Here is a 346-nt window from a genome sequence, read left to right as displayed (position 1 = left end):
GGCGTGCGGGTGCGGTGTATCTGCCGGTGGATCCGGGGTTTCCGGCGGATCGGGTCGGGTTCATGCTGGCGGATGCGGGTGCGCGGCTGCTGGTGACCGACGCCGCGACGGGCGCGCAGCTGCCCGACACGCCGGAAGGGCCGCGCCGGCTGGTGGTCGACGACCCCGCGACCTGGCCGGAGGCCGGCAGCGGGGACGCGGGCCCGGTTTCCGCTCCGCTCGCCGACGGTGCGGCCTACATCCTCTACACCTCGGGGTCGACGGGTCGGCCCAAGGGTGTGGTGGTGTCCCACGGTGCGCTCGCGAACTTCCTTGCGGATATGGGCGACCGGTTCCCGCTGTCGGC

The 346-nt window shown here is 74.0% G+C and carries 1 protein-coding gene; it reads left to right on the top strand.

The genetic code is table 11. The annotated features are described in order from the left end of the window. Positions 1-62: 62 nt before the first annotated feature. A partial coding sequence (locus tag RM446_RS24740; protein ID WP_311547851.1) for an AMP-binding protein occupies positions 63-346 on the top strand: 284 nt, incomplete at its 3' end.

The sequence above is a fragment of the Streptomonospora wellingtoniae genome, from assembly GCF_031845375.1.
Taxonomy (GTDB): domain Bacteria; phylum Actinomycetota; class Actinomycetes; order Streptosporangiales; family Streptosporangiaceae; genus Streptomonospora; species Streptomonospora wellingtoniae.
This window is presented reverse-complemented; position numbering and strand designations above follow the sequence as displayed.